The 16,577-nt window shown below is 47.1% G+C and carries 16 protein-coding genes and 1 other annotated feature; of the genes, 12 read left to right on the top strand and 4 right to left on the bottom strand.

Annotated elements, in window-relative coordinates; all coding sequences use genetic code 11:
- The first annotated feature begins 6 nt into the window (after positions 1-6).
- Positions 7-3,093 (top strand): DNA polymerase III subunit alpha, encoded by a 3,087-nt coding sequence (locus HNQ47_RS09675; RefSeq protein ID WP_183329201.1) that lies wholly within the window; start codon positions 7-9, stop codon positions 3,091-3,093.
- Positions 3,094-3,153: 60 nt separating this feature from the next.
- Here HNQ47_RS09675 and sdaAA read toward each other — a convergent pair whose 3' ends face one another.
- Together sdaAA and sdaAB are read right to left on the bottom strand one after the other, a co-directional pair.
- Entirely contained in the window at positions 3,154-4,035 is an 882-nt protein-coding gene (sdaAA, locus tag HNQ47_RS09670; protein WP_183329200.1) for an L-serine ammonia-lyase, iron-sulfur-dependent, subunit alpha, read from the bottom strand.
- Positions 4,025-4,705, bottom strand: a complete 681-nt coding sequence (sdaAB, locus tag HNQ47_RS09665) for an L-serine ammonia-lyase, iron-sulfur-dependent subunit beta (RefSeq protein ID WP_183329199.1) — start codon at positions 4,703-4,705, stop codon at positions 4,025-4,027. Before sdaAB ends, sdaAA begins: the two co-directional genes overlap by 11 nt.
- 615 nt (positions 4,706-5,320) lie before the next feature.
- Between sdaAB and HNQ47_RS09660 the strand changes: the two genes are divergently transcribed.
- The 8 genes from HNQ47_RS09660 to HNQ47_RS09625 all read left to right on the top strand — a co-directional run bounded on the left by HNQ47_RS09660 (position 5,321) and on the right by HNQ47_RS09625 (position 12,491).
- On the top strand, positions 5,321-5,644 hold the full coding sequence (locus HNQ47_RS09660; RefSeq protein ID WP_183329198.1) for a hypothetical protein: 324 nt from the start codon (positions 5,321-5,323) through the stop codon (positions 5,642-5,644).
- 108 nt (positions 5,645-5,752) lie between these two features.
- Positions 5,753-5,823: a sequence feature (ribosomal protein L21 leader region), on the top strand.
- 11 nt (positions 5,824-5,834) lie between these two features.
- Complete coding sequence (gene rplU, locus HNQ47_RS09655) at positions 5,835-6,137, top strand: 50S ribosomal protein L21 (protein WP_183329197.1); 303 nt, start codon at positions 5,835-5,837, stop codon at positions 6,135-6,137.
- A 2-nt stretch (positions 6,138-6,139) separates the two neighbouring features.
- Positions 6,140-6,454 carry a ribosomal-processing cysteine protease Prp gene (locus HNQ47_RS09650; RefSeq protein WP_183329196.1) on the top strand — a complete coding sequence of 105 codons (315 nt, stop codon included), beginning with the start codon at positions 6,140-6,142 and terminating at the stop codon, positions 6,452-6,454.
- Between the two features lie 3 nt (positions 6,455-6,457).
- On the top strand, positions 6,458-6,742 hold the full coding sequence (rpmA, locus tag HNQ47_RS09645) for a 50S ribosomal protein L27 (protein ID WP_183329195.1): 285 nt from the start codon (positions 6,458-6,460) through the stop codon (positions 6,740-6,742).
- Between the two features lie 42 nt (positions 6,743-6,784).
- Positions 6,785-8,068 (top strand): GTPase ObgE, encoded by a 1,284-nt coding sequence (gene obgE / locus HNQ47_RS09640; protein WP_183329194.1) that lies wholly within the window; start codon positions 6,785-6,787, stop codon positions 8,066-8,068.
- A gap of 63 nt (positions 8,069-8,131) precedes the next feature.
- Complete coding sequence (locus HNQ47_RS09635; RefSeq protein ID WP_183329193.1) at positions 8,132-9,685, top strand: single-stranded-DNA-specific exonuclease RecJ; 1,554 nt, start codon at positions 8,132-8,134, stop codon at positions 9,683-9,685.
- 50 nt (positions 9,686-9,735) lie between these two features.
- Positions 9,736-10,257, top strand: coding sequence for an adenine phosphoribosyltransferase (locus HNQ47_RS09630; protein WP_183329192.1), 522 nt, complete (start codon positions 9,736-9,738; stop codon positions 10,255-10,257).
- 32 nt (positions 10,258-10,289) lie between these two features.
- On the top strand, positions 10,290-12,491 hold the full coding sequence (locus HNQ47_RS09625) for a RelA/SpoT family protein (RefSeq protein WP_183329191.1): 2,202 nt from the start codon (positions 10,290-10,292) through the stop codon (positions 12,489-12,491).
- Between the two features lies 1 nt (position 12,492).
- Here HNQ47_RS09625 and HNQ47_RS09620 read toward each other — a convergent pair whose 3' ends face one another.
- Both HNQ47_RS09620 and HNQ47_RS09615 read right to left on the bottom strand, forming a co-directional pair.
- Positions 12,493-13,032 carry a YdcF family protein gene (locus HNQ47_RS09620; protein WP_183329190.1) on the bottom strand — a complete coding sequence of 180 codons (540 nt, stop codon included), beginning with the start codon at positions 13,030-13,032 and terminating at the stop codon, positions 12,493-12,495.
- Positions 13,029-14,012, bottom strand: coding sequence for a nucleotidyltransferase family protein (locus tag HNQ47_RS09615; protein WP_183329189.1), 984 nt, complete (start codon positions 14,010-14,012; stop codon positions 13,029-13,031). Before HNQ47_RS09615 ends, HNQ47_RS09620 begins: the two co-directional genes overlap by 4 nt.
- Positions 14,013-14,101: 89 nt before the next feature.
- On the opposite strand from HNQ47_RS09615, the gene HNQ47_RS10145 reads away from it, so the two are divergent.
- From HNQ47_RS10145 to rny, 3 genes are all read left to right on the top strand, one after another.
- On the top strand, positions 14,102-14,614 hold the full coding sequence (locus HNQ47_RS10145) for a YceD family protein (protein WP_183329188.1): 513 nt from the start codon (positions 14,102-14,104) through the stop codon (positions 14,612-14,614).
- 11 nt (positions 14,615-14,625) lie between these two features.
- Entirely contained in the window at positions 14,626-14,802 is a 177-nt protein-coding gene (gene rpmF, locus HNQ47_RS09605; protein ID WP_183329187.1) for a 50S ribosomal protein L32, read from the top strand.
- 217 nt (positions 14,803-15,019) lie between these two features.
- Positions 15,020-16,573 carry a ribonuclease Y gene (rny, locus tag HNQ47_RS09600; protein WP_183329186.1) on the top strand — a complete coding sequence of 518 codons (1,554 nt, stop codon included), beginning with the start codon at positions 15,020-15,022 and terminating at the stop codon, positions 16,571-16,573.
- Positions 16,574-16,577: the final 4 nt, after the last annotated feature.

Genomic DNA, 16,577 nt, shown 5'->3' with positions numbered 1-16,577 from the left:
TAATGTATGAACCATTTACATACCAGAAGCTGTTATTCCTTGCTTCAGTCGCCGTTCCGCATCAAAGAAATCGTTGATGCGGCTGCAGAGATGGGATTCCGTCATGCTGCATTGACTGATGAGGGCAATATGTTCGGTGTCATGCCCTTTTATAAAGAATGCCGCCGACAGAATATTCATCCGATCATCGGCTGTGAATTTCATGTCCGGTACGATGAAAATCTTGCCAAAGATGACGAAAAACGCATGCATCTGCTGTTTTTGGCAAAAAATGATGCCGGCCTTCAGAACTTGTATCGGATGAGCACGGCGGTGCAGTGCGGGCAAAACATTTCCTTGACGGAATGTGCCGATATCGTACAGGAGTGTGTTGTGCTGACTTCCGGCGATTCGGATGCGATGCAGGAATGGCTGGATCATGAGAATGAAACAATGCTGCGGAATTACCTGCAAAAATGCGCTGCGCTCTGGCCGGATTTTTATGTGTCGATCGCCATGAATGATTCGGCATACTGGCGTGAAAAAAATAAACAATTAAAACAAATCGCGAAAAGTCTTTCCATACCGACCGTGGCTCTTTCTCGTATTTATTACCGAAAACCGGATGATATGGAGACGCTGCGGCTGCTGCAGGCCATTGATAAAGGGACGACCATCGATGATCAGTCTTTGGATGTCAAACGGCAGCGGTATTATCGCAGTGCCCAGGAGATGGATGAACTTTACGATGCGGATGATCTGGCGCAGACCGATCGGATCGCAGCGATGTGCAATGTACAGATGAGCATGCCTAAAAGTGAGATCCCGCATTTTGAAAATCCGAAGCAGGTCGATAATGTCACCTATCTGCGTGCACTCTGCCGGGCCGGTCTAAAAAAACGCATGAACGGACGAGTACCGGAGGAATATGCCCAACGTCTGGATCATGAGCTGAAGGTGATCGTTCAAAATGATTTTACGGATTACTTCCTGATCGTGTGGGATTATATCCGGGAGGCGCGTCATCGCGGGATCTATGTTGGTCCGGGCCGCGGTTCGGCTGCCGGATCGCTGGTGGCCTACTGTATGGGGATCACGCATGTTGATCCGATCAAGAATCATTTGTTTTTTGAGCGTTTCTTAAATGCCGGCCGGAAAAACAAGCCGGATATCGATACAGATTTTCCGGATGACCGCATTGATGAAATGTTTAAATATCTTGATCAAAAATATGGCAGCGATCATGTGGCCAGGATCATCACATATTCAAATTTAAAAGCGAAAAAAGCCCTGAATGATACGGCCAAAGCGATGAATTATCCAGTACAGAAGCTGAAAGAACTGACCGCGCATTGGCCGAAGAAAGAAACCACGCTGCAGGAGATGCTGAAAAGAGATCGATCATTTGCCGGCATGGTGCAGCATGATGCGCAGACCAATCTATTATTTCGGCGTGCCTGTGCCATCGAAGGGCTGCCGCGTCATGTGTCGACACATGCGGCCGGTGTGGTGTTAAGTGATCAGCCGATCATCAATGTCTGTCCGCTGGCACAAATCGGCGATACGCTGCATGCAACGCAGTTTTCAGCCGCCTATCTCGAAGAACTGGGACTGATCAAATTTGATTTATTGTCGCTTCACAATCTAACAACGATCCATGCGATCATCACGGATTTGGAAAAATATGAACATATCCACATTGATCCGCTCAAACTGCCGCTCAATGATGCAAAGACCTACCAAATGCTTGCACAGGGAAATACGATCGGCGTTTTTCAGCTGGAAAGCGAAGGCATTTCGGATCTGCTGAAACAACTGCATCCGACTTGTTTTGAAGATATCAGTACGATTTTGGCGTTGTACCGACCGGGACCGATGCAGAATCGGGCACAGTATATGGAAAACCGCCGTCATCCGGATGCCATCCAATATATTGATCCGCGGCTGAAACCGATCCTGCAGGAAACCTACGGAATCATCTTGTATCAGGAACAAATCATGCAAATTGCCCAGGTCATTGCTGGTTTCTCATTGGAACAGGCCGATCAGCTTCGCCGTGCTATGAGCAAGAAGGAACCGGAAGTCATGCAGTCGTATCATGAAGCATTTATTGAGGGAGCAGCGCATCATCATTGTTCGCGGAAAACAGCGGAACAAATCTTTGATTGGATCGCCCGCTTTGCCGATTATGGATTTAATAAGTCGCACAGTTATGCATATGGAATGATCACTTATCAAATGGCTTATTTGAAAGCAAATTATCCACTGTATTTTTTTGCCAATTTACTAGACGGGGCAAACCGGAAAAAGATCGCAGAGATCCTCGCGGAGTGCAGGAAAATGAATGTGAAGATCTATGGCCCGGATGTACAAAGCTCGCAGAGCGGATACCGGCCGGAGAAAAATGGCCTGCGCATGCCGCTGACGGCGATCCGCGGCATCAGGGAAAAGGAAAATACCCTTATTTTAAATGAACGCGAAAAAGGACCGTTCAAAGATTACATTGATTTTATGATCCGCGTCTCGGCACAGAAATTGGAGCAGAAAGAAATCGAGAGCCTGATCGACGGCGGTGCGCTGGACTGCTTTGGTTTGACGCGGGAGACGATGCGCGATCCGGAAAATTTAAACAGTGTTCTGACGTATGCGGATTTAGTGACGACCTCGACGGAGCAAGGAGCCGTCTTTCGGTATGATCTAGTTTCTCCGCCGCGGCTGAAACCGCTCAAAGAAAACGATCAGCACAAGGCCAGACGTGAATATGATGTTCTTGGTTTCTATTTAACGGAGCACCCGATCCAAAAACTGCGGAAACGGTATCAATGCCGCAGTATCCGTTCTTGTGAGGATTTCCGCGGATATGTCCGCGTGATCGGAGAAGTGGTCCGTTCCCGGGAACATACGACAAAACAAGGCAATACGATGTGTTTTTTAACGATCAAAGATGAATCAGGAACGATCGATGCTGCTTTGATGCCGCGGATCTATGAGCGGGAAAAAGAGAAAATCACGAAAGGCGCCATCCTTCTGACCAAAGGAAGGATCACCAGTGAGTATCCCAATAGTATTTCTGTGAATCAGATCGACCCGATCGAAATAAATGAATCCGAATAAGACCTGACGATCAACAAAAAAAAGGCCCATAACAAGTATGGGTCTTTTTCAATGCAAAAATTAATGAGACTTGTATTCGTTTTTCTGCTTCTTTAACCATGCTTTTGCAGCCGGCGTGCTGGCTAAACCGCCGATCCCCGTTTCTTTGATATCCGAAGACATGTGTTGACCGATGCTGCGCATGGTGTCGATGACTTGATCGGCCGGGATCTTGGAACGAATACCGGCCAGTGCTAGATCTGCGCTGGTTACGGCGTTTACTGCTCCTATCACGTTGCGTTTTACACAAGGAATTTCCACTAAACCGCCGACGGGATCACAAGCCAGGCCCAAGAGGTTTTTCAAAGCCAGGGCACAGGCGTGGCAAATGGTTTCGTTGTCACCGCCTTCCAAATAAGCTAAAGCACCGGCTGCCATCGCACTGGCAGAACCAATTTCGGCCTGACAGCCGTCTTGTGCGCCGGACAGGCTGGCACGCTGCGCAATGACGCCGCCGATGCCGGCCGCCACAAAAAGTGCTTTGACCATATCCTCATCTTCCGTCTCATACTTTTCTTGATAGGTCAATAAGACAGCCGGCAAAACACCGCACGCCCCGGCGGTCGGTGCCGCAACGATACGGCGCATGCAGGCATTGTTGCTTGCGACGCGCAGGGCTTTTTCCATGACACAACTGATGAAATCCCCGGATATCATTTGATTGGCTTCGATGCGTTGGCGCAGCAGGCCTGCCTCTCCGCCAATCAGACCGGAAGTGGATCTTCGCTTGGCATCATAGCTCGCGTTGGACCGCCGCATTTCATCATACATCTTATGCATCCGTTCTATCACTTGCGCTTCGCTGAGGTCTTCTTCATTGCAGTCCTGATGGCAGACCACCTTAAAAAAAGACTTGCCGGTCTTTTCGCATTGTTGACAAATTTTTTCGAGACTATCGTACATTGTTATTTTCCTCCATGGATAAGTATATGATCTTGATGATGCCGGCTTGATGGCGCAGCCAGAGCAGATCCTTGGCATCGATTTCATTGTCCACTTCCATCACGGTGACCGCATGGCCGTGCCGACTGCTGCGGTCCAGTTGAATCGTGGCAATGTTGATGTTGCGGTCTGTTAATAACTCACTGATCATGGCGATCATCCCCGGCCGGTCATCGTTTTCGGCGATGAGCGTAGGACAGTCACCGGAAAAAACACAACGCATATGGTCAATTTCACGGACCTGGATCCGGCCGCCGCCGATGGAAGCCGCCACGATTTCCAGACCTTTGCCTTTGTTTCCATATAATTCCATCCGCACCGAGTTGGGATGGGCATCCGGACCTAAGTCACATTCATCTATTGAAAAGGTCAAACCAGCTTGTTTTGCCAGATCAAAGGCGTTGACAATATTTTCATCATCACAGTCCAACCCCAGCAGCCCGGCAATAAGACCGCGGTCGGTGCCATGCCCTTTTCCGGTAGCAGAAAAGGAACCGTGCAGCTGGATGACAGCAGATACGATGTCCTGCCCCATCAGCCGTCGGCTTAGATTGCCGATCTTGACAGCACCGGCAGTGTGAGAACTGGAAGGACCGACCATGACCGGTCCAATGATTTCAAATAGGTTCATTATTTCCTCCACGCTTGTTCTTGTATTATGAACAAAATCTGTATATTGTTATTATATCGTATATTATTTGCATAAGCCAGGCTTATTTATGCGTAATGAATTATATTCTTGTAAGGATTATTTTTAAAAAAATAAATCAGGTAAAAAACTTGAAATCTGTTGACACTGTTTGAGGCATGACAAGTAAGAAAAAAAGAGAAGATAAACTCAAGTACGTATCTTTATTCTTCCATTTGAGTGACACAAAACAGTGATTTTTGTTTATGAAATGTATACTTGTTTTACAGAAAATGTACAACATTTCGTAGAAAAGTCGATAAAATGATTCGATTCTGCATGTTAATTTTAAAATTTGTTAATATGAATGTAATTATTATTTAATGGAAAATATGTGGTGAATTGTTATGAAATGTGAAAATTTAATGTGGGAATGAATCGTAGTTATATGGAACAGTAAATTGTTCATGGTTTTTGAAAGCAGTAAAAGTATATTAAGAACATAGAATTTGATGAATTGGAGTAAGGATCGAAATAAATAAGATTGATAAAATACTATATATAATGACTCTGACCATCAGCATGGTTATAGGCTTCTGGCATTTTTTTGTCCCACATATGTTTGAATGGTATAAGTATCTGCCGATGCAGTATGAAAATTTGATCGTAGGGATCGATTATACGAATGATTGTTTTTCCGCTTTATTATTCGGAAGCAGTCTGCTGGGATTGATCTGGACAAAGAAAGCAATACCAGGAAGCAGAGAAGTGCAGGAATTCTATTTTTTTCTGACTCTCATATGGATATTCCGGGCATGCCTTGCCGATTTTCTGGAACCTTGGCCGCTGGAGCCGATCGCATGGGCAGCGATCCTTCAGGCGATTGTCTGCCTTAGCATGTATGATGGTCGTCTTAAGCATTCGGTTTTTCAAAATGCGTAAGGGACTGGACAATAACGTGTCGGAATCTGCAAGCTGAACAAGCAGTGGAGTGAATTCCATCTTGACGGAACGCACGAAGTCGGATAGAATACTTATGTTGCAGACTCCCGGGTCTTGCAACCGCACAGAAAAGGTATAAGTTGAGCAATCACACCTTCATGGCGAGTATCATGAATAAGGAGGTGCACGTATGTACGCAATTATCGAAACCGGCGGAAAACAAATCCGCGTTGAACAAGATGAAGTCATCTTCGTTGAAAAATTAAATGCAGCTGAAGGCGACGAAGTCGTATTTGACAAGGTATTATTTGCCGATGGTAAAATTGGCAAACCGTTTGTCGAAGGTGCCAAGGTTACCGGTGTTGTTGAAAAGCAGGGTAAAGGAAAGAAAATCACGATCGTGAAATATCGTCCGAAAAAATCCTCGACACGCCGTAAACAAGGTCATCGTCAACCGTATACACGCGTAAAAATTACGGCCATCGAGGCGTAGTCATGATTCGTGTACATGCACAGACCAAAGATCATTGTCCGGATCTGATCGTCATCAGCGGCCATGCCGGTGCGGCGGCGGATGCGCCGGATCTGATTTGTGCAGAGGTCAGTGCCGTCAGCATCGGGACGCTGAATGCACTGGATATCCAATGTCCGGGATCCTGTGATCTGCAGATGGATACCGGATATGTCAGTATCAAAGTAAGAAAACCGAATGATACGGTAAATGTGATCCTGAATACATTGATGATTCAGTTACAGATGATTGCCGATGCACATTCGGAATATGTGCAGATAGAGAAAGTCGAGGTGTAACGCATGAAATTCAATTTGAACGATCAATTGTTCGCATCCAAAAAGGGAGTCAGTTCCACAAAGAACGGTCGTGATTCTCATTCGAAACGTTTAGGAGCGAAAGTTGCAGACGGTCAAGCTTGCCACGCGGGCAGCGTTATTTATCGCCAGCGCGGAACGAAAATTCATCCGGGTACCAACGTAGGACGCGGCGGCGACGACACATTGTTCGCATTGGTCGACGGCGTTGTCAGATACGAACGTTTGGGAAAGGATAAGAAAAAAGTTTCTGTATATCCGCAAGCATAAGACTCCAGCGATGGAGTCTTTTTTTCGAAGGGAGGCCTGACCATGTTTGTCGATAAAACAAAAATTCATATAAAAGCCGGCAGCGGCGGCAACGGCATCGTCAGTTTCCGGCATGAGAAATACGTCGCATACGGCGGTCCCTACGGCGGGGACGGCGGCGATGGCGGAGACGTGATCTTTGAAGCTGATCCAGGCATGACAACATTGATGGATCTTCGTTATCAAAAAAAGATCAAAGCCGAATCCGGAGAAAATGGTAAAACCAAATGCATGCATGGTGCGAACGGTCAAGATACGATCATCAAAGTACCGTTGGGAACGCTGGTAAAAAGAGACGATACCGGCGGGATCATCGCTGATTTGACAACGCCGCATCAGCAGGAGATCATTGCACACGGCGGCCGCGGCGGACGAGGAAATTACCATTTTAAATCCGGCCGCAACACGGCCCCGCGCTATGCAGAAGACGGCAAGCCCGGAGAGGAATTCGATTGTACCGTGGAACTGCGCGTATTGGCGGATGTCGGTTTGGTTGGATTTCCAAGTGTTGGCAAATCAACCTTCCTCGATGCGGTCAGCCGGGCACATCCTGAAATCGGGGATTATCCATTTACAACGCTGGCGCCGAATGTCGGGGTCGTGCAGGTCAACGACGGCCGAAGCTTTATCCTGGCAGATTTGCCGGGATTGATCGAAGGAGCCAGTGACGGCAAAGGTCTGGGACATGAGTTCCTGCGCCATATCGAACGCTGCCGGGTCATCCTCCATGTGCTGGACATGGGCGGCGAAGAAGGCCGTGATCCGTTGGAGGATTACCGCATCATCAATCAAGAGCTGGAAAACTATGAAGCCAGATTATTGGAACGTCCGCAGATCGTGGTCGCGAATAAGATGGATCTGGATGATGCGCCGAAGAATCTGGAACGATTCAAGGCCGCCTATCCAGATGTTCCGGTTTTTGAAACAATGACATTGATCCGGGAAGGCCTGGATCCAGTACTGAAAAAAGCTGCTGACTTACTGGCACAAACACCGCCGTTTCCGCTGTTGGATGAAAAAGGCGAGGAAACGGGCATCACGTATACGTTCCAGGAGAAAAAGAAAGATATCGAAATCAAAGAAACAGAACCGCATGTCTTTGAAATTTCGGGACCGAAAATTGAACGGACCTTTGATATTCGCAAACTCAATACCGAGGAAGACTACTACATGTTTGCCAATAAAATGCGCTATATGGGAATCGATCAGGCACTGCGGGACGCAGGATGCCAGGACGGTGATACCGTGCGCATCAGCGGATTTGAATTTGAATTCATCGAAAACTGACAGGATCGCGTGCATTCCGCACGCTTTCCTGTTTTTCTTTGCGGTTTGCGTTATAATGTCGGTATGAAAAATTTAACGAGTTTTGCGAAAAAAATATTGAAAACCATGGAACCGGATGAATCAAAATGGTCCTACTGGATGGATGATCAGGAACTGTATCCGGTTTCTCATACATCAGCGATGGACGATTTTGTCAATCGAATGAATATCGCCAGAAAGAACCAGGAAAAAGTTTTCATCGGCGGGGACTATGACTGTGACGGCATCTGTGCGACGACGATCATGCACAGCGGGCTGAAAGCCTTCGGCATCCAGTGCGGATACTATATTCCCGACCGTATCCGGGAAGGATATGGCCTGAATGAAGATATGGTCCAGGCAGCCTTTCAGAAAGGATATACGACGATCATTACCGTAGATAACGGAGTCAAAGCAGTCAATGCGCTGAATTATGCCAAGGAACTCGGCATGCAGACCATTGTCACCGACCATCATAAGATCGAAGCCGATGTGCCGTGTGACTTATTGGTACATCCCGATGTGCTGGAAACGCACTTTCATCCATTGTGCGGAGCCGGCATCGCTTATGAATGCATCCGGGCGTTGCAGGCGGACGCCCCTTTGCATCTGATGCTTGCTGCCGTGGCATCGATCGGAGATGTCATGCCTGTGATTGGTGAAACGCGGGCTTTGATCCAGCAGGGCGTTCGGATGATCAATGAAACCCAGGAGCCGCATATTTTTGCACTGGCCAGTGACAAGAAACTGAACGAAACGTCGATTGCCTTTCAAGTAGTACCAAAGATCAATGCAGTCGGGCGGCTGAGCAATTTAGGTAACGTCAACAACGTTGTCCGCTATTTTCTGACCGATGACCGGCAGACGATCCGCCGTTTTGCGATGCAGGTCGACGACATCAATAAGACCCGCAGGCGTCTGAGCGAACAGATGTGCAAATTCTCGGAACAAAAATGCAGCCCGGGCGATCCGGTCATTTTGATCAACGATCCTAGTTTTCATGAAGGCATCATCGGATTGGTCGCCAATTCACTTTGTGCCAAATATGAAAAACCAGCGATCATCATGACGCAGAACCAGGAAGGCCTGAAGGCAAGCATGCGTTCGCCGTCAGGCTTTGATTGTATGGATTTTTTGAACGGTTTTGATGGATATGAAGCCATCGGCGGACATAAACATGCCGCTGGATTCTCGACCCTTTTAAAAGATTACGATGCATTCCGACGTTTTGTCCGGGCGAAGAGTTTCCGTTATGAATGGCAGCCGGAACCGCTGCAGGCTATTTCGATCCAGCCGGAGGAATGCACCATAGCCAACGTCCGCAGCCTGGACGTCCTGCGGCCGTTCGGACCAGGATTTGAATGCCCGCTGTTTGAAATTGATGAACCGCAGATTCAATCCATTTACGACATTCAAAACGGCAAACATCGTCGTTATACACTGGAAAACGGGTTGGAATGCATGAATTTCAATATGCCTGAGAAAGATAAAGTGACCAGCTTGAATCGAATCAAAAGTTTGATCGGCCAGGCACAGATTGGTCAATACCGCGGTCAGGACCAGATGACGTTTGTGATTGATTCTATTATTTATCATTAAAGTAGTGTAAAATAAGTAATATATTAATTAAAAAGAGAGGAAAATACAAAATGGATCTTAAGAACTATATTGCCAGTATCCCCGGATTTCCGAAGGAAGGAATTATTTTCCGCGATGTGACACCGATATTACAGAATGCTGATGTGATGCGCAGCGTGATTGATGCCTTTGATGCATTTGTCAAAGAACAGAATGCAGATTTTATCTTAGCACCGGAAGCGCGCGGCTTCTTATTCGGTACGACCGTCGCGATGGAATGCGGCATCGGCTTTGCGCCGGTGCGAAAGCCAGGGAAACTGCCGCGCAAGTCCATCAGTGAAACGTATCAACTGGAATACGGTACGGATGAATTATGCATCCATGCCGATGCGATCCAGCCCGGTCAGAAAGTCGTTGTCATCGATGATCTGCTTGCGACCGGCGGAACGGTAGAAGCCATTATTAAACTAGTGCATAAAATGGGCGGAGAAGTTGTCGGCTGCGCCTTTGTGATCGAACTGGATGATCTGAACGGCAAAGAGCGTTTCGGCGACATTCCGGTTTGTTCACTGACTCATTTTGCCGGAGAATAAAAGAAGAGAAAAACGAGAGGGAGGTGCTTGATATGAGTCATAAACGGGAAGTTACATTTGATGAATGCCTGCAGAATGTCGAAATTTATATCAAGCGCCCGGAAAGCATCGCTTTGATCAAGAAAGCGTATGCGTTTGCCGAGGAGCACCACAAAGGCCAGTTCCGTAAGAGCGGTCAGCCGTATATTATTCACTGTATCCAGGTCGCAAATACATTGGCCTTGATGCACTGCGGACCAAATACGATCGCGGCCGGACTTCTGCACGATACTGTTGAAGACTGCGAGGATGTAACGACGGATACGATCGCTGCGGAATTCGGAGCAGAAATCGCCATGTTGGTGGACTCGGTCACAAAGATCGGTAAGATCAAGTTTCAGGATGAAGAAGATTTCCAAGCCAACAACCACCGGAAATTGTTTATTGCGATGGCCAATGATATTCGAGTGATCTACATTAAATTGGCCGACCGGCTGCATAACATGCGGACGCTGCAGTACATGCCGGAAGCAAAACAAAAACGAATTTCCAAGGAGACGCTCAGTGTTTATGCGCCGATCGCTCACCGGCTGGGAATGAATGAAATTAAAAGCGAACTGGAAGATCTCTCATTTAAATATCTGGAACCGAAGAAATACAACGAGATCAAAGAACTGGTTCAGAAACGAGTCAGCGAACGTGATGAGCAGGTTCAGAACATGATCGCCCACATTCAAAAGATGCTGGATTCCTATAAAATTCCATATCGGATATTTGGGCGCAGCAAGCATTTTTACAGTATCTACAAGAAGATGGTGCGCAAAAACAAACGCTTTGAAGAAATTCTGGATCTGTATGCGATTCGGATCGTCACTGACAGCATCGTTCATTGTTACGAGATCTTAGGCTATATCCATGCGACGTACCGGCCGATCCCGGGACGGTTCAAGGATTATATCGCGATGCCGAAAGCCAACTTGTATCAGTCGCTGCACACGACGATCGTCGAACCAAGCAACGGCAATATTTTTGAGATCCAGATCCGGACCGAAGAGATGGATGAAGTGGCTGAACGCGGTGTTGCCGCCCATTGGAAATACAAAGAAAATGCCGGCAGCGGTGAAAGCGTACAGAAAGATATTGAAGATTCGCTGGCCTGGTTCCGGGACTTTTCACAGTTTTCTGATGAGGAAAGCCAGGATGCCAAAGAATACATGCAGGTGCTGCAGAAAGATATCTTTGAAGCCAATGTCTATTGTCTGACCCCGCGCGGCAAAGTGATCACCTTGCCGCCGCAGTCTACACCGATCGATTTCGCGTACCGGATCCATACCGAAGTCGGTCATAAGACCGTCGGGGCAAAAGTCAACGGTGCGATCGTACCGCTGAATACCGAACTGCATACCGGCGATGTCGTAGAGATCCTTACCAATAACAACTCACCGGGTCCGAGCGAAGACTGGATCAAGATCGTCAAAAGTGCGCATGCACGCAATAAGATCCGTTCCTATCTGCAGCGCAAGAACCAAGAAGATCAGAAAGAACTGATCAAGAAAGGCGAGACCATGCTGCGCAATGAATGCCGGCGGCAGGAGATCGATGAAAAACTGCTGGAACCGAAGCAACTGGCAGCGGTGATCAAAAGCCTGTCCTTTAAGACATTGGACGATTTCTACATCGGCGTAGCCAATAAGCGCGTTTCGCTGCAGGCCGTCATTGACCGGATGGCCACCACACAGCCAAAGAATACCATCGACGATGCCGAGATCATGAAAATTTACAATAAAGATGATCATAAGGTTCGTCACAGTGAATGCGGTGTCATCGTACAAGGCGTCGATTCGATCGCAGTCAGCCTGGCAAACTGCTGCAGTCCGATCCCTGGGGACGATATTGTCGGTTATATTTCGCAGGGGCACGGCATCAAGGTCCACCGTGCCGACTGTCCGAATGTCGCCCATGAAAAAAAGCGCCTCATTCCGGTGGAATGGGCGGATGATCTGGAAGAAAAACAATACGATGTTAAATTGGTGATCTACAGCGATGACCGCAACTATTTATTAAGTGATATCGTAACCGTTGTGCAGCAGTGCAATGCCTATTTGATGCATGTCGATTCTGGCGTGGATCAGAACACCTTGACCGCCACGACGAAACTGACGGTATCGGTCCGTGATGCCGATCACCTGCGGACTTTAATGTCGAATTTAAAAAAAGTACGGAGCGTCAATGATGTCATCCGTACAGTTCAGTAGTTTATCTGCTGAACTTTTTTTTGATTTCCCAATAAATATAAAGAATGCGGGAAATGATCTCCCGATAGATATGGCGCGGTTTATGATCCGGATACCAGTCGGCACTGTAATCGTCAAAGAACTGCGCTGCGATGGCACAAGCCCTGAGGGCATGCGTCTGACTGGTGATGATCATCACGCTGGCGCTGCCGGTGATTTCGTGAGAAAACTTCATGTTTTCGAAGGTATTCCGTGATTTGGTTTCCGTTTGAACAGGAATATCGGCAAATTGCAGAATATAAGCTTTCATCGCTTCTGATTCTACATATTCATTGGCAGCGGCGCCGCCGGCAATCAGGATGTGCTTGAATTTACCGGCCTTGTAGTCCTGCACCGCAAGTTCGCTGCGTTTTTTCTGGCTGGTGCATAAGGTCCCGTCCGCATGGCATGGACAGCCCAACACGATCCCATAATCATAGACATGATCCGCTTTAGGGATCGGCGGAAAATAGTGACGATAAATCAGGATCAGTACGACGATAAATACAATAAGTCCGATCATACAATGATCACCTGCCGTTTCGTTTCGTCGGGTCGTACACTATTGTAAAGCATCCGGCTTTTTAAGTCTACTTCCTGCAGAAAGGGATCCAGCTGAGAAAAGCGGGAGATCGCCTGATGATTTTTCACGAGCTGACGGCCGGTTTCGTTCATCCCCAAAAGGATCAATTGATCAAAATGGCCGTGCTTTTGCATCTGCGCTTTTGTGATCTGCATCATGATCCAGAGACATGTCCGCCGGATACGGGCTTTCGTATATTTTTTGGTGACGCTGCGTTCTAGAAATTCTTCCCAGGTCTTGGCTCTTGCATTTTTTTTCAGCAGCGATTCGATGCCTTCGTCGACCATGAAAAAGCGAGATAACGTCTGCACATCTGTCATCTGCAGATACGTGCGCAGATATGGATAGTACGCTTCCCAACGTTGATTGGTATCAAATGTCTCATCCGGCCGGGTGCCGTTTAAGAAAGCATCCCGAATGGCGGTCGCACTTTCAAACCGCGGATCACGTTGAACGATAATGGGTCGGATATGCATTTTTTTACAATGGATAAGATAATTGGATGCTAAAATATCATTGGGCTGTAAATGATATCCCTGATTACGATGATAGCTTGTGCTAGGATCGATCGTCCGTTTCGGCGGCTGCATCAAAGCAGCCGGATCACCGGATTCAGAACCGAAGCAAAGGGCATCGATCGGCAGCTGATGCAAGGCTTCCATCGCATAGCGGGCAAATTGTTCCGCGCCCTGGGTGCCGAAACAAAACGGCAGTTCCAGGACCAGGTCGGCACCGTTGGCCAGGGCAGCCTTGGTTTTGGCTGCCGGAGACATCAAAGAGGGCAGACCGCGTTGGGAATAATAACTGGTTGTTATGACCGCTAAGGCGTCGCAGCGGCTGCGAAGTCTGGCTTCATGGATAATATAGGCATGGCCTTGATGAAACGGATTGAATTCCGCGATGATCCCACAGCATTTCATGTTTCCATGATACCATAAAGAGGGGATTTTTGTGTTGACTTTCATAGGGCCTTTTAGTATAATTAGCCTTGCGACATGAGGTGAAAATCGTGAAATTTACCAAAAAGGATTTTTTGAGTGCAAAAAACGGAGTGATTGAGATCGATGAACAACTCGCCGTGGAAGAAAACGATTTTCTCCGTCATACTCAAGTGAAGTCGATCCCGGATATCCATGTGAACGGAACCCTTCAATTTGACGGAACCTCTCTGGTCTTCTCAGATCTCGTATTGGACGGTACCTTCATCGTACCGGATTCGATATCTTTGGAAGATTTAGAAGTGGCTTTCGATACGACGTCGCAAGTTACTTATTCGTTCGATCCCATTGAGGATGACGATGATGATGAGATCATTGTGGTAAAAAAAGATACGATCGATCTGAATCCGGAAATCTTCCAGGCAGTTCTTTACGAAGTGCCGATGAGCATTACCCGGGTACCGCGCGATCAATATCCAAAAGGTGACGGATGGCAGGTATTATCGGAAAACGACGAACCGGATGAAGACGAAATTGATCCACGATGGGAAAAATTGAAAGAATTTAAACTAGATGATGACTAGGAGGTGCAATCATGGCTGTACAGCAAAGAAGAGGATCTAAAACACGCAAGGCAAAGCGCAGAACACATTACAAGCTGAGTGCTCCGACGATGGTTCGCTGCCCGAACTGCGGAGAATACAAATTGGCGCATAAAATGTGCGAATGCGGAGAATATAAAGGCCGTCAGGTTATCGAACCGCAGGACTAGTTCCGAACGTGCAGATGAGACATCGGGTGTTCCCGATGTTTTTTTTATGAATTAATTAAAAAATTTCTGTTTTCATTTTATATAAAATTCAAAAATTCTAAACAGAAAGAATGAATTTGTGATCGTTTTTGAAGATCCTTTATTTTTTATTCTGATTGTTCTGAAAGGAGATTTCGTGTATAATATTCTTGCTGTGTTGTAGACAAGGAGTGATGAAGTGAATAGTACACTTATTATCTTGTCCGTGATAGCAGGTCTTGTCGTCGGTATACTGATCATGGTCGGTTATTCGAAGGCAGGTTTAAATAAAAGTCAGCAAGAAGCAGAACGTATTTTGAAAGATGCCGATTCCGAAGCAGAAGCTCGGATCAAGCAAGCCGTTTTAGATGGCAAAACGCAGGCGCATGATTTACGTGTCGAAGCGGAAAAAGACATTAAAGAGCGCAAACAGGAAGCAACCAACCTGGAAAACAAATTACTCCGTCGGGAGGATAATTTGAATTTTCGTGATGAAGCGTTGAACCAGAAAGAACGTGAAATCAATCAGAAGATGCAGAAAGTGACCAACAAACTGTCATCACTGGATGAAAAAGATAAGATTTTGCAGGAGCAGATCGATAAACAAATCGAAGTTCTGGAAGGCGTCGCCAAGATGTCCAGCCAGGATGCGAAAAATGAATTATTCGCAAAAGTTGAAAAGAAGATGGAACATGAAACCATCGCTTATATTAAAGACAAAGAAGACGAGGCCAAAGCGACCGCGACCGAAAAAGCCCAAAGCATCATTGCTTTAGCCATCGAGCGGATGGCGCAGACGGAAACGCAGGAACGTACAGTCAGTGTTGTTTCGCTGCCGGGGGAAGAAATGAAAGGACGGATCATCGGCCGGGAAGGCCGCAACATCCGCTGCTTTGAACAGGCGACCGGTGTCGAGCTGAATATCGATGATACACCAGATGTGATCACGATCACGTGTTTTAATCCGGTGCGCCGCGAAATTGCCCGTCTTTCGTTGGAACACTTGATTCGTGACGGCCGGATCCAGCCGGGACGGATCGAAGAAGTGGTAAAGAAATACCGCAAAGAAGTGGATCGTGAAATTCAGAAGGCCGGCGAAGATGCGGTCTTCAAACTGGGAATCGGAAAGATCGACCGAGAAATCGTTAAATTGATCGGTACGTTAAAATACCGTTATTCCTATGGACAGAATGCGCTGCAGCATTCGATGGAAGTTGCTTATCTGGCAGGCGCCATGGCCGCAGAGCTCGGTTTGAATCAGCAGCTCGCAAAGCGTGCCGGCTTACTGCATGATATTGGTAAAGCACTGAACATTGAACAGCATGATGGTTCACATGTGGAATTGGGATATAAATTCTGTAAGAAACACGGCGAAAAAGAGATCGTATTAAATGCGATCCAGTCTCACCACGGCGATGTGGAACCGAAGTTTTTGACCAGTCATCTGGTCATCGCTGCCGATACGATCAGCGCAGCCCGTCCGGGAGCTCGTAAAGAGAGTGCACAGGCATATATTGACCGTCTGGACAATCTGGAGAAGATTGCTAAAAAGCATGATGGTGTACAAAATGCTTACGCCATTCAGGCCGGCCGTGAGATCCGCGTCATGGTCAAGCCGGAAGTGGTCGATGATATCACTTGTGTAAAACTGGCACGGGAGATCCGTGATGAAATTGAAGAGACGCTGACCTATCCGGGACAGATCAAAGTCAATGTCATCCGCGAAACCCGTGCACAAGAATTAGCAAAGTAAAAGC

The sequence above is a fragment of the Catenisphaera adipataccumulans genome (assembly GCF_014202755.1).
Classification (GTDB): Bacteria; Bacillota_I; Bacilli_A; order Erysipelotrichales; family Erysipelotrichaceae; genus Catenisphaera; species Catenisphaera adipataccumulans.
This window is presented reverse-complemented; position numbering and strand designations above follow the sequence as displayed.